Source organism: Kibdelosporangium persicum (assembly GCF_013280595.1).
Taxonomy (GTDB): domain Bacteria; phylum Actinomycetota; class Actinomycetes; order Mycobacteriales; family Pseudonocardiaceae; genus Kibdelosporangium; species Kibdelosporangium persicum.
Genome location: NZ_JAAATY010000049.1, coordinates 1 through 24760, shown reverse-complemented (window position 1 = coordinate 24760; position 24760 = coordinate 1). Strand labels below are relative to the sequence as shown.

The 24760-nt window shown below is 65.8% G+C and carries 16 protein-coding genes; 13 read left to right on the top strand and 3 right to left on the bottom strand.

Annotated features, from left to right (window positions below):
• The first annotated feature begins 73 nt into the window (after positions 1-73).
• The 3 genes from accA to GC106_RS44100 are packed head-to-tail and all read left to right on the top strand — an operon-like array spanning position 74 to position 3689.
• On the top strand, positions 74-1780 hold the full coding sequence (gene accA, locus GC106_RS44110; RefSeq protein WP_312873381.1) for a carboxyltransferase subunit alpha: 1707 nt from the start codon (positions 74-76) through the stop codon (positions 1778-1780).
• A complete protein-coding gene (locus tag GC106_RS44105) occupies positions 1777-2280 on the top strand; it encodes an acetyl-CoA carboxylase biotin carboxyl carrier protein (RefSeq protein WP_246368204.1) in 504 nt (167 codons plus the stop codon). Before accA ends, GC106_RS44105 begins: the two co-directional genes overlap by 4 nt.
• A gap of 44 nt (positions 2281-2324) precedes the next feature.
• Positions 2325-3689: an acetyl-CoA carboxylase biotin carboxylase subunit gene (locus GC106_RS44100; RefSeq protein WP_173142204.1), complete on the top strand. Its 1365-nt coding sequence runs from the start codon at positions 2325-2327 to the stop codon at positions 3687-3689.
• A 51-nt stretch (positions 3690-3740) separates the two neighbouring features.
• Here the strand turns inward: GC106_RS44100 and GC106_RS44095 are convergent, their stop codons facing one another.
• Positions 3741-5603, bottom strand: a complete 1863-nt coding sequence (locus tag GC106_RS44095; protein WP_312873392.1) for an AfsR/SARP family transcriptional regulator — start codon at positions 5601-5603, stop codon at positions 3741-3743.
• Between the two features lie 1054 nt (positions 5604-6657).
• On the opposite strand from GC106_RS44095, the gene GC106_RS44090 reads away from it, so the two are divergent.
• Positions 6658-6969 carry a CU044_2847 family protein gene (locus tag GC106_RS44090; protein WP_217281718.1) on the top strand — a complete coding sequence of 104 codons (312 nt, stop codon included), beginning with the start codon at positions 6658-6660 and terminating at the stop codon, positions 6967-6969.
• Between the two features lie 4 nt (positions 6970-6973).
• Here GC106_RS44090 and GC106_RS44085 read toward each other — a convergent pair whose 3' ends face one another.
• Together GC106_RS44085 and GC106_RS44080 are read right to left on the bottom strand one after the other, a co-directional pair.
• Positions 6974-11074: a trypsin-like peptidase domain-containing protein gene (locus tag GC106_RS44085; RefSeq protein WP_173142174.1), complete on the bottom strand. Its 4101-nt coding sequence runs from the start codon at positions 11072-11074 to the stop codon at positions 6974-6976.
• A 54-nt stretch (positions 11075-11128) separates the two neighbouring features.
• A complete protein-coding gene (locus GC106_RS44080) occupies positions 11129-12481 on the bottom strand; it encodes a glutamate-cysteine ligase family protein (RefSeq protein ID WP_173142173.1) in 1353 nt (450 codons plus the stop codon).
• A 171-nt stretch (positions 12482-12652) separates the two neighbouring features.
• Between GC106_RS44080 and GC106_RS44075 the strand changes: the two genes are divergently transcribed.
• The 9 genes from GC106_RS44075 to GC106_RS44035 all read left to right on the top strand — a co-directional run.
• Positions 12653-12802, top strand: coding sequence for a hypothetical protein (locus GC106_RS44075; RefSeq protein ID WP_173142172.1), 150 nt, complete (start codon positions 12653-12655; stop codon positions 12800-12802).
• 398 nt (positions 12803-13200) lie between these two features.
• Entirely contained in the window at positions 13201-14217 is a 1017-nt protein-coding gene (locus GC106_RS44070) for a CgnE/CgnB domain-containing protein (RefSeq protein ID WP_173142171.1), read from the top strand.
• A gap of 41 nt (positions 14218-14258) precedes the next feature.
• A complete protein-coding gene (locus GC106_RS44065; RefSeq protein WP_173142170.1) occupies positions 14259-15551 on the top strand; it encodes a metal-dependent hydrolase family protein in 1293 nt (430 codons plus the stop codon).
• Between the two features lie 781 nt (positions 15552-16332).
• Positions 16333-17574 carry a NucA/NucB deoxyribonuclease domain-containing protein gene (locus tag GC106_RS44060; protein ID WP_173142169.1) on the top strand — a complete coding sequence of 414 codons (1242 nt, stop codon included), beginning with the start codon at positions 16333-16335 and terminating at the stop codon, positions 17572-17574.
• A 127-nt stretch (positions 17575-17701) separates the two neighbouring features.
• The gene (locus GC106_RS44055; RefSeq protein WP_173142168.1) at positions 17702-18193 is read left to right on the top strand and encodes a hypothetical protein; all 492 of its coding nucleotides are present in this window, start codon (positions 17702-17704) and stop codon (positions 18191-18193) included.
• Positions 18194-18485: 292 nt separating this feature from the next.
• Positions 18486-18692 carry an HAD hydrolase-like protein gene (locus GC106_RS49885; RefSeq protein WP_173142167.1) on the top strand — a complete coding sequence of 69 codons (207 nt, stop codon included), beginning with the start codon at positions 18486-18488 and terminating at the stop codon, positions 18690-18692.
• 237 nt (positions 18693-18929) lie between these two features.
• Complete coding sequence (locus GC106_RS44045; RefSeq protein WP_173142166.1) at positions 18930-20435, top strand: pentapeptide repeat-containing protein; 1506 nt, start codon at positions 18930-18932, stop codon at positions 20433-20435.
• 941 nt (positions 20436-21376) lie between these two features.
• The gene (locus GC106_RS44040; RefSeq protein ID WP_173142165.1) at positions 21377-21586 is read left to right on the top strand and encodes a transposase; all 210 of its coding nucleotides are present in this window, start codon (positions 21377-21379) and stop codon (positions 21584-21586) included.
• A 760-nt stretch (positions 21587-22346) separates the two neighbouring features.
• Positions 22347-24760, top strand: a 2414-nt coding sequence (locus GC106_RS44035; protein WP_173142164.1) for a DUF6531 domain-containing protein, incomplete at its 3' end; no start/stop codon positions are given.

The window sequence follows — 24760 nt, the reverse complement described above, 5'->3', positions numbered from 1 at the left end:
TGGCACCCATGCCCGTTGCCAGAGGTAGCCGCCAGCACGTCCGGAACGCCGACGAACGAGGGGACGACCCGACATGACCACGATGGCGAACCGCACGCGGGATGAGACCGGGGACGCCGCCGCGGCCGGCAATGACTGGCTGGTTTGCGTCAAATGCCGGTCCCTGTTGTACCGCAGCCGATTCGAACGTCTCGCGCAGGTGTGTTACGTATGCGGCTGGCACGCGCCGCTGAGCGCTCGGGACCGCGTCGGCCAGCTACTCGACGTCGGCTCCGGGAAACCGGTCGAACCGGCTCCCACCACGCGCGACCCCCTCGGGTTCACCGACCTGGTGCCGTACGCACAACGCCTGGCGAAGGCCGAGCGGGTGACTGGGCTGGACGAAGCGGTGTACGTCGTGCGCGGCGCGGTGCGCGGTAACTCGGTCGTGGTGGCCGCCATGGACTTCCGCTTCCTCGGCGGCAGTATGGGCGTCGGCGCCGGAGAAGCCGTGGCGACCGCGGCGGACACAGCGCTCGCGCACGGCATCCCGCTCGTGCTTGTGACCGCGTCGGGTGGAGCGCGGATGCAGGAGGGCGTGCTGTCCCTGGTACAGATGGCCAAGACCAGCAACGCCATGGCCGCGTTGGACGAAGCCGGGCTGCTCACCGTCACGTTGGTCACCGACCCCACGTTCGGTGGTGTGGCGGCGTCGTTCGCGACCCTCTCCGACGTGATCATCGCCGAACCGGGCGCCAGAATGGGATTCGCCGGTCCCCGGGTGATCGAGCAGACGATCCGGCAGCGACTGCCGGAGGGCTTCCAGTCCGCGGAGTTCCTGCTGCGACACGGTCTGGTCGACGACGTACGGGGTCGCACGGAGCTACCGCAAGTCCTGGGCATGCTGCTCGGCAGCACCCGGCCGATCGCCGCCGGTTGGGGCCGCGGCGAGACCGACCCGGTCGTGCGCGACCCCGACCTGCTGGAGCCCAAGGACATCCAGCACGTGATCGACCTGGCCAGGCAGCCGGCCCGGCCGACCATTCTGGACCACGGCGCGACCTGGTTCGACGGTTTCCTGGAACTGCACGGGGATCGCGCAGGTGCGGACTGCCCGGCCATGGTCGGCGGACTGGCCACTGTGGACGGCCTGCCCGTCATGGTGATCGGGCACCAGAAAGGGCACACCACCGACGAGCTGGTGCGACGCAACTTCGGCATGCCGACCCCCGCCGGGTATCGCAAGGCGGCGAGGTTGATGCGGCTGGCCGCGAAGCTGCGTGTGCCGGTGGTCACGCTGATCGACACGCCGGGCGCGCATCCCGGCCTTGACGCGGAGCGGCACGGCCAGGCGAACGCGATCTCGGAGTGTCTGCGCGTCCTCGGCGGCCTGCCGGTGCCCGTGGTCAGTGTGATCACCGGGGAAGGCGGCAGCGGCGGTGCGCTGGCCCTGGCCGCCGGCGACCGCGTGCTGCTGGCCGAGAACGCCATCTACTCGGTGATCAGTCCGGAGGGATGCGCCGCGATCCTCTGGCGTAGCCCGGATGCCGCCGCCGACGCCGCCGCGGCGCTGCGGTTGGACGCCCAGTCCCTGCTGCGGCTCGGCTTGGTCGACGGCGTGATCCCTGAGCCGCGAGGCGGCGCGCACCGAGACCCGGCCCGGGCAAGCCTGTTGGTCCGCGACGCCGTGGTGTGTGCGCTGCGCGACCTGCGTGCGCGCACCGGCGGAGAGCTGGTGGCCACCCGGCGGGCGAAGTTCCGCCGGTTCGGAACGGCGAGCTTCGCGGGAGCGGGTCGATGAGCGGCACGCGGGATACCGAGATCGACGTCATGCGGTCACTGGAGATGGACGTTGCCAGAATCGGCGTGGAAGGCGCGATGGATCTGCTCAGCCGCAGTCTCACCGAGATCGTGCGGGCCGCACCGTTGGTGCCGAGCCGGGCCCGCGTGCGGTTCGGTTGCGCGAGCATCGAGGTCGAGTGGCCCGCTGCGCCGAGCGGGGAAACGGCCTCCACGGCCACGCCGGCCAAGCCGAGCCGGTCGGACAACGGGCTGCGCGAGTTGTGCACTCCCCTGGTCGGGACCTTCTACCGGGCGGCCGAACCCGGCGCCAGGCCGTTCGTCGAGGTCGGCGACGACGTCGAACCGGGCCAGCAGGTCGCCATCGTGGAGGCGATGAAGCTGATGAACGCGATTGTCGCGGAGGAGGCAGGCCGCGTGACGGAGATCCTTGCCGTTGACGGGGAATCGGTCGAATACGGCCAGCCGCTGCTGCGACTGGAGCCACGAACCGGAGAGTGAGCGAGGTGTCCAATCCGGCAGTGCCCGCCGATCCGGGCAGACCGCTGTTCGACAAGGTCCTGGTGGCCAACCGCGGCGAGATCGCGCTTCGGGTGGTGCGCACGTGCCGGGAGATGGGCATCCGGACGGTCGTCGTCCACTCCACCGCCGACCGCGACTCGGCGGCCGTGCTGGCGGCCGACGAGACGGTGCAGATCGGTCCCGGCGCGCCCAAGCGAAGCTACCTCTACCCGCCGATGATCATCGAGGCGGCGCTGCGTACCGGCGCGCAGGCGATACATCCCGGATACGGCTTCCTGTCGGAAGATCCGGACTTCGCGGAGATCTGCGCGCGTAGCGGCATCACGTTCATCGGCCCCCGGCCCGAGGTCATGGCGCGGCTTGGCGACAAGGTGATGGCCCGTGAGTTGATGGACAAGGCGGGGTTGCCGGTGGTGCCAGGATCGACCCAGGCGTTGAGCGACCCGGCCGAGGTGGTCACCACGGCGAAGCGGATCGGGCTGCCGGTGATCATCAAGGCGTCGGCGGGCGGCGGTGGACGCGGCATGGCGGTGGTGCGGGAATGGGACGACTTGCTGCCCGCGTTCCGGTCCACCCGGGCCGCGGCGCGCGCCGTCTTCGGCGACGAACGGGTGTACCTGGAGCGGTTCTGGGAGCGGGCACGGCACGTCGAGGTGCAGGTGCTCGCTGACAACCACGGCAACGTCGTCCAGCTGGGCGAACGGGACTGCTCGGTGCAACGCAGACACCAGAAGCTCATCGAGGAAAGCCCGGCTCCGGCGCTGGACCCGCAGATGCGGGCCAGGCTCGCCGAGGCCGCGGTGCGAGGCGTGCGGGCGGCAGGCTACACCGGGGCGGGCACGTTCGAGTTCCTCGTCGACGGACGGCAAGCCGCCTTCATCGAAGTCAACTGCCGCATCCAGGTCGAGCACCCGGTCACCGAGATGGTCACCGGCATCGACCTGGTCCGCGAACAGATCCGGGTCGCCGCCGGCCTGCCGCTTTCGGTTACCCAGGACGGTGTACGTCCGTGGGGCGTGGCGATGGAATGCCGGGTCAACGCGGAGGACCCCAGCCGGGACTTCGCGCCATGCCCGGGTGAGCTGACCGAGTTCGTGCCGCCGGGCGGTCCGTTCGTCCGGGTGGACACGCACGCCTATCCGGGCTGGCGAGTGCCGCCGCAGTACGACTCGTTGCTGGCCAAGGTGATCGTCTGGGCAGCGGACCGCGAGCAGGCCCTCGCCCGGATGAATCGGGCGCTGTGCGAGTTCCGCATTGGTGGACCCGGTATCCGCACGACCGTCGAACTGCTGAGAGACGTCCTGGCCAACCCGATCTTCCGGGCAGGTGACCACTGCACCGCACTGCTGCGTGAAACCAATGAGGCCGGTGTGCCCAGTAGGCCATGAGCGGCGTGGAAGCGGGCGAACTGCTAGCCGCGCAGCTCACGCCTGACGGACTCAGCGCCAAGGCGCGCCGGTGGTCAACTGGTCCGGACTGACGTTGGCCGTCATCGGCGACCTTGTCTGGGCGGGCACGAGGCCCCTTTCCGCATACAGCCGGTACGCACTGGCGCGCAGGCTGGGCAGGAACCGGTAGCGGATCTCGTCGGCGGAATGGGCTTCGGTTTCGATGAGGTAGCAGTCCACCAGCTCTTCCAGCAGCGTTTCCGTTTCGTACGAGTCCGTGCCCAGCATCGCCGCCGCGCTCGCGAGTGCGACGTCGTCGCTGTCGATGGTGCTCAGCCGGCAGAACGCCACCTGCACAGCCGGCGGCATCTGGCGGTATGTCCGCGCGACGCTCGCGCCCAGACCAAGCGGGTCCTCGGGAGCGGCGGCCGGATGCGGCGCCCTTCGCCCGAGCCAGGTCAGCAGCCGCTCGGTTGACCAATGTGGACGGAACTTGAGCCGGGTCGCCACCGTGTGCAGCGCCATGGGCAGGCCGTCGCACAGGTTCACCAGGGTTCGGGCGCCCTGGTCGTCCTCGTTGATCCGGCCGTCGCCGACCCACTCGGCCAGCACCCGGATCCCGTCGGCGGCATCCAGCGGTCCCAGCCGGACAGTCGCTGCCACGTGCGGCTCGGACAGCCGCCGCCGGCTCACGACGAGCACGGCACTGTCCTTGTTGGACGGCATGAGTGACCAGAGGCAGGATGCGTCGATCAGGTCGTCCAGCACGACGAGCACACGGCGATCCGCTGTCCAGGTGTGGAACAACCGGGCCCGTTCGTCGAGCGAGCGGGGAATGCGGGCGTCCGGTACGCCCACCGCGCGCAGGAACCCACCGAGCACTTCAGCGGGATCGACCGGCCGCCCGTCCGCTTCGAGCAGAACGGCGTAGAACTGACCGTCCCGATACTGGTCGCGAAGGGCGTGTCCGGCACGCATGCACAGCGCGGACTTGCCCGCGCCCGGTGGCCCCTCGATGCACACCACGGCTGGGCCGCACCGGCCGGAAGGCCGCAGTGTGTCGAGGATCAAGTGCAGTTCGCCGTCTCGAGCCACCAGGTTGGGTCCTTCCGGCGGGAGTTGACGCGGCGGGTCGGCTGACAGCGAATGCCGCTGCTCCGCACCGGACCTGTGGTCGAGACTGCCATGTGCGGCGAGCATCGCGCAGTGCAGGCGCTGCAAATCCTTCGACGGATCCACCCCCAGCTCGCTCGCCAGCGCCCGCCGGGTCCGCTGGTACACGCGCAGCGCCTCGGAGCGCCGGCCCGACCGGTAGAGCGCGAGCATGAGTTTGCCCTGAAATCCCTCATGCGTCGGCTGTTGGGCGGTCAGCGCGGTCAGCTCGCCAAGCACCTGACGGTGCTGGCCGAGCCGCAGCGCCGCGTCGATCCGGTGCTCCAGAGCGCTCTTGCGAAGTTCCTCCAGCCGCAGCACTTCCGCTTGCAGCACCGGCCCAGGGCTCACGTCGACCAGCACGGGGCCGCGCCAGAGCCGGAGCGCCTCGTCCAGCGTCCGCAGCGCGGATTCCACGTCGCCTGCCTCAAGCTCCGCCCAGCCCTGCATGGCTTGCTGCTCGAACAGGTTCGCGTCCAGCGACACCGAATCCAGCGACAACGTGTAGCCGCTCGGCAGCGTGTGCAGCGCGGGTTGCCCCGCGACAGGACGCCGATAGGAGCCGATCCCGTGCGAGGCATCCATGCCCAGCAGCTTTCGGAGCTGGTAGATGTAGGTTTGCAGGGTCGTTGTGACGCTCGGTGGCGGTTTGTCCTCCCATAGCTCTTCGATGAGCTGTTCGGTCCGGACAACGTGATTCGCGTACACCGCCAGAACACTGAGTACCTGTCTCAGTTTCGGCGCCGATGGGGTGATCGGCACCCCGTCGATTCGGACTTCGAACGGACCCAGAACACCGATTTCCAAAGCAGTAACCCTCCCCAAGGTCCGGGCCGGCGGGGTGCCCTCGTCAGCCGTCGTCGCACGCGATCAGCTCGTCACGTCAGTCGGCTCGCGACCGACAATCGCACGTGCGTGCCTGACGTTTTTTGGAAAGAGGCTTGAGGCTCTGCGGAGCGGGACTCGAACGACCCAGGTCCACTTCACCGGCGAGATTACCAGCGTGTTTTTTGTTATCCACAAGCGACGCTACCAACACACGCGGCGGCCACGCAAAGGTAACGCCGTCATTTTCACTCGAAGGGGGATACTCACCGATATCGACCGCGGACCGGCCGTAGACGCCATCGGAAGTGTCCGTGCCGGAAACTGTTCGGCAGATCCGGGTTGGACGCCTTGCTCAAGCAGCCGAACGGCACACGGTCAGGGTGAATGCCGAGCCGCGAGCAACGGTGTGTGACCAAAACGGACGCCGGTGCCCCCCAATACTGACACCCAATATGCCGACCCGGGCGCATCTGAAAGATTTTCGTGTTCTTCGTACGACATGAAGAAACGATGTGACAATCCGGCCCCGCACGGTTTCCGCCATGCCACGACGCGAGTTCGGATTGGGTAACCTGTCCGGGGGATCATCATTATCGATCAGGGCATTCCTGGTTCATTGATCAAGAAGAAACGGGTACCGTGGTCTTCATGCGACAACCAGCTGCCGGGCCGGGCGCGTCGCCTAACGCGCGGGATTACATCCTCGAGACCTGGCCAGGGAGACTCGACGCGGATTGCCGGCCGGCTCGTATCCGCCTGAGCCGGCTCTGAAACGGGCCGCCACGTTCCCGTCCGTGCATGAGTTCGGCAACCTGGGAAATGGGTGAATGTGGCTTGGCGAATCGGCGCGAGGCCCTCATGTCGTCAACGCGCGGCGAGAGTGGATCGCGTCCGCGAGGTTCACGGAAGCTTGCGCGGGCATCCACGGTGATCGAATTCGTTGCGGGTAGGGTGATGCGATCCGTGATAGTTCGGTGGAGGGGTGCGTGTGACGGAGCTGGTGCGGTTCGAGTCAGCCGAGGGAAGTTCGCTGCTCGTTGAAGTCGACGACGAAGAGTACGGCGTCACAAGGGTTTCCCGGGGACGCGACGGCGTTGTTGAAGCGGCTCAGACCTTGGACGAGGCGCTGCGTTCCACGCAGCCGACCGTCAAGGCCATCGTGCAGTCGATCCGCGCGTGCGCGCCGGACGAATTCGAGATCGAGTTCGGTATGAAGCTCAACGCCGAGGCCGGTGTGATCGTCGCGAAAACCGCGCTGGAAGGGCATTTCACGGTCAAGCTGGCGTGGCGGCGGCCATAGGCCGTCAGTGACGGTTCCAGTGCAGCACGAGCAATCCCATCGATGTGGAGACCGCCATCGTGTCGTCATCGACGAGCGCGAGGTCGTGGATGTCCGCCCCCACGTCGATGAGACGGTGCAGGCCCCCGTCCGGGCGCCACGCGCGGATCGTGCCGTCGTGGCTGCACGAGAGAATTGTGTTGCCGCCGGGATGTCGTCTTATGGCGACCGCGGTCACCCAGGTCCGGTGTCCGATGAGCGTTTGGTCTCCCAGTAATCCGGCGAACGTGGTGACCGCGTCCCGTCGCAGATCCCAGATCCGCACCGTGCCCTCGCGACTCCCCGAGACGATGACAGGCCGCCCTTCGAACTCGCCGATGGTGACCGCGTGGACCGGTCCGTAGATGCGCAGCAGACCCAGCGGAGTTCCGTACTCCAGGTCCCAGAGCCGGATGGTGTGGTCGGCGCTGCCCGAGACGATCATCGGACGGCCGAAGACATCGCCGACGGCGACTGACAGGACGCTGCCGCCGTGGCCGGCGAGCGGCGCACCGATCGGCGTTCCCCGTGCCAGATCCCATACGCGCACCGTGTGGTCCGCACTTCCGGACACCGCGACAGGAGTACCGGATACCTCGCTCATCGCCACGGTGAGGACCCGTTCGTGGTGCCCGGTCAGTGGCTCCCCGACAGAGGTACCGTCCGCGACCCGCCATACCCGGACCGTGCGGTCTCGGCTGGCGGTGACCACGACAGGCGTGTCACCGATTCTGCCCGCGGACAAGGAGTGCACCGTGCTTTCGTGCCCGATCAGTGGCGGCCCCGCCAGCCTGCCGGTATCCACGTGCCAGCGCCGAATCGTGCGGTCGGCACTGGCCGAGACGAGGATGGCCCCCTCCGGCCGGTCCACCACGTCGACCGAGGTCAGCCGACTGGTGTGAACACCGCTGTCCGATGACGGTCCCGTCCCCGAAACGTCACCTGCCGATGGCGTGTCGGTGGCGAACATTCGCACTGTGCCGTCGCTGGCCCCGGAGACAAGCACCGCCCGCTCATTGATGACCGCCATCGTGACGGTGGACACGCGCCCGTCGTTCTCCATGAAGGGTGCGCCGATCGGGGCGCCGGTGCTGAGGTCCCACAGCAACACCGCCCCGTCACGTCCGCCTGACGCCACAACCGGCCGCCCATCGAGTTCACCGGTGGCCACCGCATGGACCGGCCCGTCGTGGCCCATCATCGGGGGGCCGACCGGTTCTCCTGACGCGAGATCCCAACGCCGCACAGTGCCGTCATAGGCGGCGGACACGACGAGCCGTCGGCCGTCGGCGTCACCGATCGCCACGGCGTTGAGCCAGTCGGTGTGCCCGGTCAGCGGGGGGCATGCCTCCGTGCCGTCGGCGAGATCCCATACCCGTACATGGTTGTCGTTCCCTCCGGTGACGACCACCGTGCGCCCCTCGATCTGCGTGATGGCGACGCCACTGACCCAGTCGCCGTGCCCGGTGAACGGCCGGCCGATCGGTTCACGGCTGCCCAGATCCCAGACCTGGACTTTGCCATCCCAACTCCCGGTGGCGAGCACCGTACGGCCGTCGTAACGACCGACGGCCAACGCTGCGACCGTATCGTCATGTGCGGCAAGCGGTGCTCCGATCAGGCTGTGATCGGCCAGGTCCCACACCCGGACCGTGCCTTCGCGGCCGCCCGACACGATCACCTGCCGGTCGTCGCACCGCGTCAGCGCGATCGCGTACAACGCAAGGTGTCCGACCAGGGGTTCGCCGATCTGACAGCGAGCTGTCGCGTCCCAGATCCTGATCGTCCCGTCCTCGCTGCCCGAGACGATGATCGGCTTCCCGTCGAGTTCCCCGACGCGCACGGCCCGAACCCAGCCGTCGTGGCGACCGCACACGTTGTGCGTCCGTCCCTGCCGCCAGGATGCCCAGCGCACTGTCCAAGGACGCACCACCGGCAGCCGGTCGATGCGTTTCGCCAAGGGCTGGGCACCGGTCATGTGGGCTGCGAGCTCAAGGTAGGAAAGGTGTTCCTCGGGCGGCTTCGTCCGCAGGTGCCGCGCGGCGACGGTGAACGCACGCCCTGCCTGCCGCCCGGCGGCGGATTGGAGAGAAGGTACGGCGAGTTCGAGCCTGCTGGGATCGACGGCGACGAGAAATCGCGGGTCCTCCACTAAAGCGTCGAGAACACCGCCCTTGCCGGCGTGTGAGGGAAAGTAGGACCGCGCATAGGAATGCGCGCGCTCCCAGTCCTTGCCTGTGCCGTCCTGCCGGTCGGGCACGTTCGCCAACAGCGTTTCGGCGTACAGGCGCTGGGTCGTCTGGTCGTGCCGATCGCGTCGCAGGTACTCCGCCAGGGCCTCATGGAACAGGCGATAGACCACCTTGCCGTCGGTCATGGTGCTTTCCAGCAGGTAAGCGGCCGCCGGGGAGTTCAGCAGCCACTGGATGTCGTACATCTGGTATTCGGTCCGCGCGAGCGCATTGGCCAGACTCAGCCACAGCTGATCCGCGGGCAGTCCACGACCCTCCACATAGGCCAGTGGCATCAGCAGGTCGCAAACCCGGCGTTCGTTCTCACCGAAGCGGGAGAGATAGCTGTCCATCGCGTCGGCCACGCTGTCCGGCAGGTGCTCGTGCCAACCGGGATCGGTGACGTCGATGGGAGTCGCGGCCTCGGTGAGAAACCGGCTGACCAGCCGAGCCACCAGAAACGTCGGGTATGCGCGTGCGGCGACCGCCCGTGCGACGGTGTCCGCCAGCTCCGTCCGGTCCCGATAAGGCGTACGCCCGTCTGGATCGTCGCTCAGCAGCAGGCAGCGTCGTGAGTAGACGACCAGATCCTCAGGGTCCAAATAGGATGGTTCGTCGAGGTCGTACACAACGCCTGAAATCCGTAGCACCGGCAGCAGGACGCGGCGAGCGCCAACCAGTACGCGCACTCCGACGCTGCCGGCGTCCGCGGCCAGCGGGCGAAGCAGTTCCCGCGCGATGCGGTCGGGCTCGTCTGCCTCGTCCAGCGCGTCGACCACGACGGTCAGCGGCTTCGCACGCTCCAGCACCGATTCGATGAGCTCGTCGGCCGATTCCACCTCGGCGTCCACCGCCTGGGCGATGCTGCGCGTGACCTCGTCTATGGTGCGGCCCTTGGCGTTCACCGCGACGTCAATGACACCTACCGGCGGAACGGTGCCGTCCTCGGCGTCACCAAGTGGGACCAACCGGCGATAGTCGGGATCGGCCAGCGTGACCAGTCGCGCCAGCGTTGCCGACTTGCCCGACCCGGGGCCGCCGGTCACCACCCGGATGCGCCCGTCGAGCACCCGACCGGTAAGCCAGCCGACCAGCTCACGCAGAACGTTGACGCGGCCGGTGAAGTACCAGCCCTTCCATGCGCTGCGCTCGACGCCCCGAGAGCGCGGACCCCAGTGTGTTCTCAGGTCCGGGTCGAAGATCAGCCGCCAGCGGATCGACTCCTCCAGCGGCGGCCACAGTCGCGCGAGCACCCGGATCGGGATCATGTAGGCCGTCCGGGCCTCGCGGAGCCGGTCCTGCGCCACCACCATCCCGATGACCGAGCGGAGTTCGTCGTCCCACACCGGCGATCCACTGAACCCGGGCTGGATCAGGTGCCCTGACGGCTTCTCGTCCTCGATCTGGATCCAGTCCCAGCCGGGCCCGACCGGCCCGGTCACGGTGCCCCTTGCCCAGACGCCACCTGTCATGCCACGGGGAAAACCGTGCGTGCGGTAGTGGTGCCCCCACGCGCTCACGGGGCGGCTCAGCGGTGCGGCCAGTGTTCCTGGCGGCGCTGGTGATCGCAGGGTGAGTACGGCCATGTCGCCCTGACCGTCCACCGTGATGGGAAACCACGCTTCGGTGAGCGCGACCGACGTGACAGCAGGACCGTCCGCGAAGGGGAAACTCACCTCGATCTCGCCGACGGGCAACAGCTGGGGATCGTCGCAGCCCAGTGCCTGGCTGACCACGTGTGCGCACGTGACCACAAGGCGGTCGGAAACGAGAAACCCCCCGCCCACAACGCGGCCTTCCACGTCGTGGATCCGGACGAGCCACGGCGGCCGTTCAGCCAACAGGCGGGTTTCCATCTCAGCCCCTCTGCCGTCTCAGGCACCTCACTGCATGCCGCGGTCCCGGTCCGGTCAGACCCGATAGGCGTTCACGTACCGTGCCGGATCCCGCTCGAACTCGTTCTCCCAGCGGTGCAGACACTTTTCGGCGAAGGTCTCGCCGGTCTCCGCGACCTCCCGCACGGGGGACAGGTAGGCGAGCGCCTCGTCCGTCTCCACTCCCGCCGCAACCCGCGCCCGAAGGCCGGCTTCGCTCAGCCGCACCAGTTCCGCGGCGAGCTCACGTACTGGCCGGCCCGCGAAACGCGCCGCCATGCCACGCACAGCGATATCTGCGAGCGCCGCGTAGTGCTGGTCAACGGTCGCGTGCCGCAGCAGTTCCCAGGCCGCGGCACGAGACCCCGGGTGGTAGGTCAACCCGGTCCAGAACGCCGCGACGGCGGGCAACGCGTCGTAGGGAGGGCTGTCCACGGCCCGCATCTCCAAGGTGTTCCGCACCCGCACGTCGGTGTAGATCTGCGAGAGATGGGCCATCCAGTCCGATGCGTCGGGACGGCGGCCATCGTCGAAACCGGTGGCCAGCAGCTCGGCGAACGACCGTGCGGGAGCGGCTTCGCAGGACCCGTCCGGGTGCTTGTGGTAGATCATCGGCAGCGAAAGCGCCCAGTCCACGAATCCCTCCAGGGTGACGGAATCTCCGATCGTGACAGGGATGATCCGAGTCCTGGCGGGGTCGATACGGCTCCAGTACTGCATCCGGCGGGACAGCGCCCCGTGGTGCCGCCCGTGTTCCAACGGCGAGTTCACGAACAACGCGGCCGCCACTGTCGACACGGCTGCCTGCATCCGAAGCTTTTCGATGAGGTCCTCCTCGGTGACGTAGTCGAGGGTGACCTGGGTGGACAGCGTCAGCGCCATGACCTCGCGCCCCCAGGCACTGGCCTCGCCGAGGCTGGCGAAGTGGTCGCGCATGATGTCACCGCGGGCGTTGGGCACCCAGTGGACGTCGTCGATGCTGGTGAAGGGAAAGTTCGAACCCGGTACGAGGGCGAACCCGTGGTGTTCGGCGATCTTCCCCAGCCAGCCCAGCATGCGGCGAGTAACCTCGACGGCTTCGACGAGGCTGGCCGCCGGCCGTGACGAGTATTCGACTGCGCCACCGTTCTCCAGCGAGATCTGGTCGCCGTCGGGCAGCATGATCCCGACTGGCCGGCCCCGCTCGAATCTTGGCTCGCCGCCCAGTTCGTCCTGGCAATGGGCGAGGAATTCACCCAGCCCGTGCACGCCGTGGTACGGGACACCTCGTCCGGTGCGCAGATCAAGCGGAGCGCTCTCCACCTCGATGCCGATCAGCTCCGGCACGCCAGGAGGTTTGGCGAATACCGCGAAGAGATCTTCACGGGAAAGAGACTTGGTCGACCCCATTGATCCTCCTGGGTGACGCCGTGGTGGCGATCTTTCCGAATTGATCACATATTGATCAGCCTTGCCGGGAAATCCTACAGCACTGCTCCATGTGCACTTCCCGATGTCACTCCTGTTGGGCTCTTCCACCGGCCCGCTATCACCGCCACAATCGTTGGCGGAGGTGATTCCGTGGCCATGGAAGTCAAGTCCGCAGAGACTGTTCCTGTTGAGATCGAGTTGGGCGCACCTGAAGCCGTCGTCGACGAACAGGACATCGTCGAGACATCGATCAGCGCAAAGATCACCCGATACGGTGATTACGGCGGCCTGCAAGCGTGACAGATCATTATGCTGGCTGCTGTCGCACTCATCCGTGTGGTGAGTCGCCACGGCAGCCGGCACTCACTGGAGATCGCTGAACAAACCCTTGGACCTTCGCCGGTGCCGAAGCTCGCGCGGCCAGGGTGGCGTTGTCGTGCACACTTCCTGTGTCGAAGGGAAGAATCGTGACCGCGGACTTCCAGATAGTGCGGGGAAGCTGTCCATGTCTGCGCAAATCCGCTCGTGAGCTTGGTGACGGTTCATGCGACCAAGACGAGTCGGTGCGTTGCCCGGCTGGTCTTTTTGACGACCTCCCGGCCGCCCATCATCGGACGAATGACACGGGCCCGTCATCGGTTGTCCGAATCGATCCGGCCGACCTCCGCGGACTGTACGGCGGGTCCGGAGAAGTTTTCATGTTCGTCGCGTCGCCGACCGTGCGAGCGGCCGTCGCTCTGGACAACCGCGACGGCCGTCGAATCGAGGAACTCGAATGGAATCGGGACGACGACAGGGCCCGACTCATCGCGAGGTTCGCCGAACTGCGTGCCGAGGGGTTGTCCTGTGACGTGTTGTGGATCGCGGACGATGAATTCGAGCACTTCCTTCCCGAACATATCTCGAACGTCAGGCTCGCCGCGATCTCCTTCTTCTCGTCACCTTTCAGTGCCGCCGCGCTGCGTCGCTACATGCGGATCATAGAAACGTGTGACTACGCCAACGAGCGGAGGATCGAGAAGGCCTTGATAAGGTGTCTCGACGTCGCTGCCCGTATTCACTTCCGAACGCCCGTGATGGAGACGCATGCCGTTTTCGATCACCGTGGCGCCACACATTGGTTTTCTCTCAACGGCGCACTCGAGCGCGGTGAGCAAACAGTGCTGCCGACCGGTGAACTTTCCGTCCTCACTGACGCGGCCGGCGATTTTTCGCTCAGCACACCCTTCGCGCTGGACGGTGAACTCGTGTTGCGCGGCACGCCCATCGTCCACCGCGGCAACCGAGCGGTGACCGAGGCCGAGACGGCGAGTGCGTACCAGGCCATGTCGACGATGCTCGAATACCCTGTCATCGCCCGCGTCGAGGCCGGTGTCGTGGTCGGACTGCGCTCACCGGTACGGCGTCACAACCCGTTCGCCGAGGCCCTGGAACGGTTGTTCAGTATCGACGAGCGGTACCGCAAAGTGCACGAAATCGGGTTCGGCACGAACGTCGCGTGTGCTCAACTCGCCTCAGGCAACTTCTTCCCCAACGAGCGGACGCCCGGGGTGCATTTCGGATTCGGACTCGGCGGTCACACGCCCTTTCACATCGACCTGGCCTGCACGCAGATCGACACGCAGATCGAGCTGACGTCGGGAGCGATGGTCGATCTCTATCAGGCATTGCGTTTGCCTCGCGGAAACAACGACCCGGTGGATGACAACAGGTAGCGGCCTGGCGTTCGGCGAGAAAAGAGAAGGGACGACAGCTGATGCGTCGCGAGCCATCGGGGACGAACGCTCCAGCCGCCCGAAGGACGTTGTTCCGCGGCGGGCAGGTTTTCGACGGCTCACGGTTCGCATCCACCGACCTGGTGGTCGCGGATGGGGTGATCGTCGACGTCGGGCCGGGACTCGACGGCGACGAGGAAATCGCGCTCGACGGCCTGAGCGTGCTGCCAGGCCTGTTCGACTGCCACGTACACCTGACGACCTCCGGTGTCGACTACTGGCGGCTGGCTCAGCAACCGTTCTCGTACCGCTTCTTCGAAGCCGTCCGCAACATGCGGCTGACGCTGGGCGCCGGGATCACGTTCGTCCGCGACGCGGCGGGAGCGGATCTGGGGCTCAAGCGCGCGGTCGCCGATGGACTGGTGGCCGGGCCGGACATGCGCATCGCCATCTCCATGATCAGCCAGACCGGCGGCCACGCCGATCCGTGGCTGCCGTCAGGCAGTTGCCTTCCCGCGCTGTTTCCTCCTCATCCCGGTGCACCCCACGGCGTCGCGGACGGGCCCGAATCGGTACGGCGCAAGGCGCGCGAGATCCTGCGAGCCGGAGCGGACATGCTCAAGGTCGCCGCGTCCGGAGGCGTGCTCTCCGCCCGCGACGACCCGCACCACGCACAGTTCCGTGCGGACGAGTTGCGAGAGCTCGTATCGGAAGCCGCGGCAGCCGACACGTACGTGATGGCACACGCGCACAGCGCGGCGGGCATCAAGGCGGCGGTCCGAGCCGGTGCCCGATCCATTGAACACGGCGTATTCCTCGACGACGAGTGCCTCGAACTCATGGTGGACAGCGGAACCTACCTCGTACCCACGCTCAGTGCCGCGCCCCGCCTCGTGGAGGCGGCGGCATGCGGTGCCGCATTTCCCGACGGCGTCGTCGCGCAGGCTGTCGAAGTCGTCGCGGCGCATCGCGACGCCTTCACCCGCGCACTGCAGGCTGGCGTACGGGTGGCCATGGGAACTGACAGCGGTGTCGGTCCCCACGGCCACAACCTGGACGAGTTGCACATGATGAGCGAGGCTGGCATGCCGCATCCGGCGGTCCTGCGGTCGGCGACCATCGATGCCGCACGGCTACTCGGTGTCGCTGATGTCGTTGGTGAGATCGCACCGGGCAAGCGCGCCGACCTCGTGGTGGTCGCGAACAGTCCGGTGGACTTCGAAAAGCTGTCCGAGAACATCGTCGCGGTCTACCAAGCCGGACGGCTGGTACACGGCGACGATCCGGCCGGGCGGTCAGTTCGAAGCAGTGCGATCAGCGGCTGGAGTGAGTGACCCCGCCGACGTCACCAGTTCCTCCTGAGCCGCACGGAACAGCGTGCTCTCGATCTCGGTGAGGCTCGGCCGGGCAGAGTCGTCCAAAGGTAAGCCCCTGCCGAGCGATCCCGCACCGTACACCGGACTCCCTCGGCGCGGCACAGCCAACTCGCCCCTGGCGGGCGCGTACTAGCCGCGGTGCGGGCCTTCCACCGTTCTTGTCCCAGCCCTCCGGGGACGAAGCGCGTACCCGCAGAACGTGAACGTCACCTGCTCGTCGTTCAACCGGCGCCGGTCGTCCGTGCAATACACGATGCGCGTCTTGGCGTGGAACTACTCGTCCACCCACTCCGGGGGAGCGGCCGATGTTGGACTCGACGTTCCACCTGGCCTCAACCGGTAGTCAGGACTAGTGCGGCGGCAGCCGGTCGGTGCAGGCCGTGCCGCTCGACGGGTGAGCTGGCGAGCACGGAGTGAGCGATTGTTTAGCGGACCAATGGCCGCACGTGACGGCTTCGACTGGCGGTTCGTGTGCTGGTCACCGTGCCCGGCACGTCCTCCCCGACACATCAAACTCTCGATCATGTTTTCAGGTTCACCCGGATGGCCGTCAGTAACGGCGTGTTCGATTCGACAAGATCCAGCCGCAATCGCCACAAGTGGTTGCCAGATAACTGGTCTGGAGGTACCAGAAATTGTGAGAACATCACACTCATGTCGTCGGCTCTGGGTCTTCGCAGTCGTCGCGTCGATGTTTGTGGTCACGCCCGCTACAGCGAATGCACAGTCCAGACCTTCGATGACCGGGTATACCGGGTTCATTTCGGTTGTGGGTGATCCTGCTGAACCCACAATCGACGCCGCCGGTAATGTTGTCGTGTCCTCGCCGCCGCAGCGGACCGGCACGGCCGAGGAGGCGGTGCGTGTCGCGGCTCGCCGGAACAACGTATTCGACGCCGACCCGGCCCAGCGGGATAAGTTGGAAAGCTGGAGTCGGGCGATCGCCGCGCAGACAGCGGCACAGCCACCGCAACAACTTCTGGACGAGTGCCTCAAACAACCCGGTGCGGACAGTCCCGGAGGACACGTCCTGTTCCGCGGGTTCTGGTGCCAGAAGCGCACCGTCCATGGCGGGATCATCGTCAACGGGAAAATCGAGGGGGAGTTCTGGGTCGACTACAGGGCGGCTGCCATCGGGAACCCATTCGTGCGCAAGACCCATGTGTTCTTCCGCGGTGATGACTATCGAACCGAGGGCACGTTTTCCGGGTGGTCGACGCTAGGTCTCAAGTACGAGTGCCGCGTACTGACCGTCGGATGCACAGCCGACAAGGGTTTCGTCACCAAAGACATCGGCGACTGGGACGACGGGGACTGGGTGGACTGGACCATGGACTCCGATGAACGACAGTCCTCCCAGGAGCCGGAGCGGGTTCTGCGTCACATATTGGGCCTAACCGGGCAGGCAATAGACGACTTCGGCAGGCCAACCGTAACTGGGTCCGGGGATATAACCGGATTCCGATGCGATTCGGCAAACTATTTCCCCTCTCCACTCAGGTGCGTATTTACTGACGTCATCCCCCGGCTCAACTACAACTTCGGAAACGGCTACGACGAAGTCGTCCACCACATTCGCAAAGCCCAGAATCAACCAGCTCAAACGTATCCCAACTACGGAACACCCAAAAACATACCCGGCAAATGGGCATCTGACGCGAGCCAGCCCCCGCTGACACGCGTTCAATATAATGGTGAAGATTGGAAGAAAAACGCGGCCGAGAAAGATAGGGCGTGCGACAAGCAACCCCCATACACGGGCCCTGGCCAGCTGCCGGACTTCGACAAGACTACCCGGCAATGCGACGAATACCCGTTCGCAACCACCCAGCAGGGCGCAGGTAAAGGCGACGGAAACTTCTCCATTCAGGATGTACCAAAGGAGCAAAACGGACTCGCCGGCAATGCGCTGCAGTGGTATCTTGAATGGGATCGCATTCTATACAAAGATCTTGACAATTACTGGGTCAAGGCTGGCTGAGTGGTAACCTCAGCACATGCCAGTGATGCCAACGCGTGTCATTGAATCCCACGTAGGGATCGACTACAGGCATTTCCAAGTGGGATCGCGGGGGCTGCACGAGCCTCCGCGGTTCCCCTTTGACGAGATGCCCTCAATTTTGACCGTTGTGGACAATGCCGTCGCCGTGCACAGCGCGGTGCACGTCCACCACGCCGCGGCGGTGCGAATGGAGTCGTGGGAGATCCCACCCACCACTGGTGGGCCGGACGGCGCCGACCGCGATGAACGGCAAGTGGTGTTCGACGACGATGCCGATGAGATCGTCGTCTACGCGCAAGCGCCCATGGCCACCGCACCCGAAACCGGCATGCTGCACCTCAACGCACCCGGTGAATACCGGGTCAGGGCGTACCGGTGGGGAAGCAACGACGCGATCGCCGCCTACGCCGCCGATCCTGACCGGCAGCCCGACGGGATCGAGAGGTTCCTCATCCAGTTCTGGCGGATCGGCGACATCACCGACCACACCACCCGCCACCCCGGCCGCGGAGCACCCGCTGAACACCAATGGGACATAGCGATCCGAGACTGGGCACAGCGCCAAGGATTCGGACCGAATCCGCCGGCCATCGGCTGACTGGTGCGGCCACCGACCTGTGGTTCCAGAAGTCCGGAGTTTCCCAAGCTCGATGGGGTCGAGCTGGTGTCGACAACGAAACGTCAAGGATGTCTTGAGACATCACACAAAACGAACTCCGCCTCCACAACGTGGATCCGCTCACTCGCTCGCTCATCGGGATGGGCGTGCATCGATGAGTCGACCAGCGACATGAGCGTGTGTTCAGGCATATCCTGGGCTGGCGGAGCATGCCCGGCACCTCGCCGGACGCACGAGTCCGGACCGGGCCGTTCTGCCACCCGCCCCGGACTTGATCACCGCCGCGATCCACGAGCGCGCCACCCCAGCGGAGTCGTGCCTGTTCGTCGGCAGCAGAGACGCCGACCTCACTGCCGCACGCGCGGCGGGTATCGACACCATCCGTCACCGTCGCCTTGACACCTCACCCGCTGAACCGGTAGCGCCGCCGCCGCCCAATCCCTGGTTCGACGCACTGTCCACACCTGCCAAGCGATAACCGTCGATCCCGCACTCTCATCGGCATGGGCACCCGTTGCCGCGATCGTGGTGCTGACACTTTCTTGTTCGCGGCGCACTGCACCCCTCTGTCACCACCCCACTCGCCTGGAGCAGTGAACGTGGCAGCACGTGGTCGTAAGGTGACCACGATGCACAGCAACAAGAAGCGAGCCCGGACAGCCGCACTGACGACCGGAACAGAGGCGGAGCGCCGCCCGCCGACCGCCCTCCGCCGTTGACGCGGAAGGACGAAGGCCCCACCTACGAGGTCCTGCGACCACGTACGGTCGTGTGGCTCGCGGTCCTCATGGTCGCGATAGGCATCGGCGTCGCGGCGTGGCTGGTGCTTGCCTATGGCCGAGGAGACCCGCGCAACAGCCTGGAGGCGATCAAGACCGCCGGCACGATCGTGATCGGCTCCGGCGGCGCGGTCGCGCTGTGGCTGGCGGTTCGCCGCCAGCGGACCGCCGAACTGGCCATCGCCCAGAAGGATCGTGAGCTTCGCCAGAAGGACCTCGACCAAGCCCACACCGCCCGTGACGCCGTGGAACGACGGGTCACCGAGCTGTACACAATGGCCGCCGCCCAGCTCGGCTCCGAGCATGCCCATGTGCGGATCGCGGGCATCTACGCACTGGAACGCCTGGCGCAGAACAATCCTGACCAGCGCCAGGTCATCGTCAACGTGCTGTGCGCCTACCTGCGCATGCCCCACACCACTGATGACACCGGCTCGACGGAGCCCGACCCGGACCGCGAACTGCGCAGAACTCAGGAACGGCAGGTCCGGCTGACGGCCCAACGCCTCCTGACCACCCACTTGCGACGGGGCCAGCCGGACGCGTTCTGGCCCGGCATCACGCTGGACCTGGCCGGCGCCACTCTCCTCGACTTCACCCTCGAACGCTGCCATCTGCACGGCGCCACGTTCGAGGGTGCCCGGTTCCACGGCACCGCCGAGTTCAGCCTGGCCGAGTTCACCGGCCCGCTGACGTTCGGCAACGCCCGGTTCACCGGCGACGCCCGGTTCATCAACACTGTCTGGGCCGAGCCCACCGACTTCACCCGGGCACGGTTCGACCACGAGGCCGACTTCGCACAGGCCACGTTCCGGTCGATCGCCACGTTCGACGGAACACAGTTCGAGGGCAAGGCCGACTTCGGCGGTACGCGATTCGACTTTGTCGTGTTCGACAACGCGCGCTTCGCTCAAACAGCCGTGTTCGACGGTGCGCGGTTCACCGGCCGTACGCACTTCGGTGTCGACAAGTACCACGCAGTCCATTTCAACGGGCGCACCTACTTCCGTGCCGCGCGGTTCGACCAGGACGTGGTTTTCGGCGGCACACGCTTCGCCGACGCTGTCGTCTTCGACGATGCAGTCTTCCACGACTTCGTCGGCTTCAATGACGCGGTCTTCGCGGACAGCGCGATCTTCACCAAGACGAAACTGCTGGACGAGGCGAGGTTCCGCGGAACTCGATTCAACGGCAACGCCCTGTTCGGCGGATCGGAATTCGGTCGACACGCCAACTTCGACAGCGCCCTGTTCGGCGCGGAGGCCAGGTTCAGCGACGTGACGTTCACCGGCGCCGCCACGTGCGGGGGCGCATACGCCCGCCTGGACGTGGACGACCTCCGCATCTGGCCAAGCGGCTGGCTGCTCGCCACACCGCCAACCGCGGACACGGAACGTCTGCACGACATGCCAGGCCGCTGGGGCCGCCTGTACGACCGGTGACGGCCTAACCCACCTCACCCGCTCAGGTGTAGCGGCCACACCGACAGGTGAGAAAGGAGGTCTGAAGCCCGGCTCGCCGCAACCGCAAGGGGCTGAGCCGCCATGTCCCTTTAACGTGGCCTGGCATCCCTGCTACTACAGGGATGCCACCTTGAAGCCAGACACCGATCTTCCCTAGAAGCAGCATCTGAGCTGCGAAAATATGTGGCGCACCCGAAGGGATTCGAACCCCTGACCTTCTGATCCGTATCCGGGTAAATCCGTCCAGAACGTCCTTGCCAGTCCTGGGCAGTCCGAGGATGGCCAGATCGGACCACCTTCGTGTCCTTCCCCGTCCTGCCCCATCCGCGCTGGTGCTCTGACGTCTGAACACCCATCGAACACCCCAGAGACCTCTGAGTACGGGCCTGAGCACAGCGCGCCGAACAACGGCCAACCGGGTCCGGACCCGACAGCCAGCGAGCCCGCGGCTCTGGGTTCCGCCACGACAGGTCCCCGCCCGGCGTACCAGGCGCCCCCTCAGCACGACGTCCCTCTGGACGAGGCTGACAGGCTGGCCCCGCCACGCTTCCTGCAATGCGCCGACGCACCAGCCGTTCTGGACGCCCTGCGCGGCATCACGCTCAGTCACCACGACCAGGACCAGTCGGTGGCGAAGCCCACAAGATAGGAATGCACGCTCCTACTGCACCAGCTCGCCACGGTGCCCCCGGGGGGCGTAAAGCCGATACCGCGCGCCGTAGTCATAGGCCAAGCGCGACCCTGGTGATCGCGCTGGAGGACGAGACAACTCGGATCGACCGAACGCCATCACCAAGCCAGCACTGTCACGAGTGGGCTTGACCCGTTGACGCACATCTGAGATCAGGGGGGTGCGAGCCTCTGGGAGGGATGTTCATCATGAAGCCTATGGGCAAGAAGAAGCGGCGGCCGCAGCGGGCGTGATTGTCGAGTTGTGCCAGCGCGGTGACCGGTCGCCGGGTCAGGTCGCGCGGGATTTCGACCTGACCGAGACCGCGGTGCGCGCGTGGGTCAAGCAGGCCGAACTCGATGCCGGGACGCGAAATGACGGGCTGACCAGCACTGAACGTGACGAGTTGACCGCGATGCGGACAGAAAACCGCCGACTGCCCGAGGACAACGCTCCTTAAGCGTGCCACGGCTTTCTTCACTCGGGGCAGGCCCGGTGAACATCTACCCGTTCATCTGCAACGATGGCGGCGTGGAGCTGACGTTTTGTCGCTGCTAACCACATCTCGTTGGGCAAGCCCAAACAAAGTGAATTGGGCCATAGCCTAGCGCACTAATGTCTTATGGTTCACGAATGACAACATACTTCAGCTCATCCGATCCGCACCACTAAAGCATGCCAACTGGTCCGATGACACTGTTTCCAGTCCAGTTGGTTCCACTGTGTACCGCCATTCAGTAATAGACGGCGCGTCAGTGCAGCGGATTAGATTCGTCATCTATTGTCGCGTCCTGGGCTATCCGGGTGGTCTTGTTCAAGTTGTCTAGAGGGCTCGTGAATTGGGTGCGTAGGGTCCGCCGATGTGTCCGGACGCCGGGGGGTGTCGACGGGGCGGACACTACTCAGGGGAGGTCCAACCACCCATGCGATCAAGAAGCTCTCGTAGCTTGCGGATGGGCAGACTCCTAGCCGTAGCAACCACATTCAGCCTGATCACCAGCGGCATGGTCGGCACGAGCACCATCGCGGCCGCGACCACACCGGTAACACCGAAGCCGCCGCTGCCAACCACAAGCCAAGCGTGGCAGGCACCTACCGCGGTTAACCGCACGCCGTTGGGTGGACCGCCACCGCAAACCTACTGGACGCCTGGGCCGGCAGTTCGCCAGCGGGGCACTGGTCAGACGCAAGGGCTGGCCGATTGCGGCGACCGCACAGGCTTGCGCCCGTTCTACCCGTTGGAGCGGTTCAAGGTCAGTGACCGGATGGAGATCCTGGTCAACCTCTCCAGCGGCAACCTGGTCGTCACCCAGGACGACTTCACCCTCAAGGGGACCGGGCTGGACCTGGCGATCAGCCATGTCTACAACAACCTCGTACCCACCAGGGGATCCTTCGGTGTCGGCACCACCATGTCGCTCGGCGCGGACGTCGGCCTCGAGTTCGACGGCAACGATGTGATCCTGCACGGCCCGAGCAACTACTGCGCCACGTTCATCCCGAACATCCTCGGCGGTTACATCACCCCAAGCGGGATGAACGCCAAACTCCACGAGGAAAGCGACGGCACCTTCACGCTCACCTTCCACTCCTCCGAGGAGAAGTGGCGGTTCACCGAGTACGGCAGGCTACTCTCCCAAGCCGACCGCAACGGCAACAGCAACACCTTTCACTACAACCAATTCGGCAGCGTCCACTCCATAGTGGACTCACAGGGCCGGGTCACTTCGGTCTTCACCAACCACGCCGCCCACATCACGCGCATCACCGACCCGACCGGCACCGACGTCGCCACCTACGAGTACAACAGCAACAGCCAGCTGACATCGTTCGTCGACCGCAACGGCCACACCATCAAGCTGGAGTGGGACGCCGACTGGAACCTCGCCTCCATCACCGACCCCTCCGGCAACAAGTACTGCTTCGACTACGACGACGCCCACCGAATCACCAAAGTGTCCGTGCCCAACAGCGCCACACCCTTGGACACCACCTTCGAGTACCAGTCCGGCAAAACCGTGCAACGGGATCCGAAGGGCAACGCCACGACCTATCACTTCGACAGCGCAGGCCGGCAGACCAAGGCGGTCGACGCGCTCGGGCACGAGCAGTCCCAGAGTTGGACGGCCAACAGCGATATCCAGACCACGACCGACGGCATGGGCAACGTCAGCGAGAGGCGCTACGACCCGCTCAACAACCTCATCAGCACCAAGCTGCCGACCGGCGCGACCAACACCATCGGCTACACCAGCGCAGCCCACCCGTACTCACCAACGTCGTTGAAAGATCCGGCAGGGCGGGAAGTCACGCGTGAGTACGACGGTCCAGGCAACCTCACCAAGATCCGGTCGGTGGGTCTGAACTCGGACATCGACACCCGGACGTACAACTATCCGAAGGGCACGCTGGCTACGGCCAAGGACGGCAACGGCAACATCACCAGTTTCGGATACGACGCCGCGGGCAATCTGACATCGGTGACCCCGCCCGCACCGATGGGCACGACCAGGTACCAGTACGACTCGCTGTCGCGAATTGTGCAGGTGACCGACGGGCGCGGGCGCAAGATCGGTTACGACTACGACAAATTCGACCGCGTCGTACGCGTCACCGACGACTCCGACAACGACAAGACCCTGCTGGAGATCTGGTACGACCACCAGGGCAACATCATCTGGAAGATCGCGCCCACGTGGAACACCTACTTCTCCTGGGACCGCTACCCCTCGTTCAACCAGGTCAAGACCGCTGAACGCACCGAGGGCGTCAGCAACGAGCACGTCACCTACGACTACGACGAGGCCGGCAACCTCGACAACGTCTGGACCAGTGAAACCGGCCAGTCGCTGCTGTTCTACTACGACGCGGCCAACCGGATGGTCAAGATGACCGACCCCGGCATCCAGGACACCACGTTCACCTACGACAACGCCGACCGCCGCACCTCGATCACCTGGCCAGGCGCGGGTTCTCAGACCATCGGCTATGACGCTTCGGGACGGCAGACCAGCATCTCGGTCAAGAACCCGGCTGGGACGGAAACGCTCAAGGTCACCTACAGCTACGCCGTGCCCGGTGGCGGCGACAGCGACCTCCTGCAGTCCAAGACCATCGCCGGAGTCACCACCACATTCAGCTACGACCCACTAGCCCGGCTGTCCAGGGCAGGCAACGACACGTTCAACTACGACCCGGCCAACAACCTAACCAACCTGGCGGGCACACCGTTCACCATGAACGCGGCCAACCAGGCCACCCAAGCAGGCAACTCGACCAACACCTTCGACGCCGCAGGCAATCTGACCGGCCGCACCAACCCGTCGGAGACGTACTCCTACAGTCCCACCAACCAATTGCTGAGCGCGACCAGCGGTGGCGTTGAGGTCTACCGGGCCAGCTACGACGGCATCGACCACACCCAACCCCGATCCATCACCGAAAAGGTCGGCTCGACCACCAGCACCCACGTCTTCGGGCAGACTGCGCTGGGGCCGATGTGGGTCAAGGAGAACGGGTCGTTGACCACCTACAGCCGCGATCCCCGTGGCACTGTCATGACCGTCCAGACTGACAACGGTGCTCGCTACAACGCCATCACCGACTACCAAGGCAGTGTCCTGGGACTGGTCGA

Coding starts and splice junctions, on each gene's coding strand:
- accA (WP_312873381.1), top strand. CDS start 74: ATGACCACGATGGCGAACCGCACGCGGGATGAGACCGGGGACGCCGCC.
- GC106_RS44105 (WP_246368204.1), top strand. CDS start 1,777: ATGAGCGGCACGCGGGATACCGAGATCGACGTCATGCGGTCACTGGAG.
- GC106_RS44085 (WP_173142174.1), bottom strand. CDS start 11,074: ATGGAAACCCGCCTGTTGGCTGAACGGCCGCCGTGGCTCGTCCGGATC.
- GC106_RS44080 (WP_173142173.1), bottom strand. CDS start 12,481: ATGGGGTCGACCAAGTCTCTTTCCCGTGAAGATCTCTTCGCGGTATTC.
- GC106_RS44070 (WP_173142171.1), top strand. CDS start 13,201: ATGTTCGTCGCGTCGCCGACCGTGCGAGCGGCCGTCGCTCTGGACAAC.
- GC106_RS44065 (WP_173142170.1), top strand. CDS start 14,259: ATGCGTCGCGAGCCATCGGGGACGAACGCTCCAGCCGCCCGAAGGACG.
- GC106_RS44060 (WP_173142169.1), top strand. CDS start 16,333: ATGACCGGGTATACCGGGTTCATTTCGGTTGTGGGTGATCCTGCTGAA.
- GC106_RS44055 (WP_173142168.1), top strand. CDS start 17,702: ATGCCCTCAATTTTGACCGTTGTGGACAATGCCGTCGCCGTGCACAGC.